The organism is Streptomyces sp. NPDC001848, assembly GCF_042891915.1.
GTDB lineage: Bacteria > Actinomycetota > Actinomycetes > Streptomycetales > Streptomycetaceae > Streptomyces.
The window spans coordinates 1-1,372 of the sequence record NZ_JBIATP010000041.1 but is presented as its reverse complement, the minus strand read 5'-3'; the positions used below and the strand labels follow the sequence as shown (position 1 = coordinate 1,372).

Here is a 1,372-nt window from a genome sequence, read left to right as displayed (position 1 = left end):
ACCTTGAGCTGGGGGTGGCCGCAGAGACCAGCGAGAAGCGACTGTTTACTAAAAACACAGGTCCGTGCGAAGCCGTAAGGCGATGTATACGGACTGACGCCTGCCCGGTGCTGGAACGTTAAGGGGACCGGTTAGCTCACTTTCGGGTGGGCGAAGCTGAGAACTTAAGCGCCAGTAAACGGCGGTGGTAACTATAACCATCCTAAGGTAGCGAAATTCCTTGTCGGGTAAGTTCCGACCTGCACGAATGGCGTAACGACTTCTCGACTGTCTCAACCATAGGCCCGGTGAAATTGCACTACGAGTAAAGATGCTCGTTTCGCGCAGCAGGACGGAAAGACCCCGGGACCTTTACTACAGTTTGATATTGGTGTTCGGTTCGGCTTGTGTAGGATAGCTGGGAGACTGTGAAGCCTGGACGCCAGTTCGGGTGGAGTCGTCGTTGAAATACCAGTCTGGTCGTGCTGGATGTCTAACCCGGGTCCGTGATCCGGATCGGGGACAGTGTCTGATGGGTAGTTTAACTGGGGCGGTTGCCTCCTAAAGGGTAACGGAGGCGCCCAAAGGTTCCCTCAGCCTGGTTGGCAATCAGGTGTTGAGTGTAAGTGCACAAGGGAGCTTGACTGTGAGACCGACGGGTCGAGCAGGGACGAAAGTCGGGACTAGTGATCCGGCGGTGGCTTGTGGAAGCGCCGTCGCTCAACGGATAAAAGGTACCCCGGGGATAACAGGCTGATCTTCCCCAAGAGTCCATATCGACGGGATGGTTTGGCACCTCGATGTCGGCTCGTCGCATCCTGGGGCTGGAGTCGGTCCCAAGGGTTGGGCTGTTCGCCCATTAAAGCGGTACGCGAGCTGGGTTTAGAACGTCGTGAGACAGTTCGGTCCCTATCCGCTGTGCGCGTAGGAGTCTTGAGAAGGGCTGTCCCTAGTACGAGAGGACCGGGACGGACGAACCTCTGGTGTGCCAGTTGTTCTGCCAAGGGCATGGCTGGTTGGCTACGTTCGGGAGGGATAACCGCTGAAAGCATCTAAGCGGGAAGCCTGCTTCGAGATGAGGACTCCCACCCACTTGATGGGGTAAGGCTCCCAGTAGACGACTGGGTTGATAGGCCAGGTCTGGAAGCCCGGTGACGGGTGGAGGTGACTGGTACTAATAGGCCGAGGGCTTGTCCTCAGGTGCTCGCGTCCACTGTGTTGGTTCTGAAACCACGAACAACCTGTCGTGTGTGGTCACGGCGGCCGGGTTGTCAGTTTCATAGTGTTTCGGTGGTCATAGCGTGAGGGAAACGCCCGGTTACATTCCGAACCCGGAAGCTAAGCCTTACAGCGCCGATGGTACTGCAGGGGGGACCCTGTGGGAGAGTAGGAC

The 1,372-nt window shown here is 57.2% G+C and carries 2 rRNA genes (1 of these 2 cut by a window edge); both read left to right on the top strand.

The window, feature by feature from the left end:
• Positions 1–1,177 (top strand): 23S ribosomal RNA (locus ACFYZJ_RS39275); it begins 2,041 nt to the left of the window's first position.
• Between the two features lie 88 nt (positions 1,178–1,265).
• Positions 1,266–1,372, top strand: a 5S ribosomal RNA gene (rrf, locus tag ACFYZJ_RS39270); the annotation flags it as partial.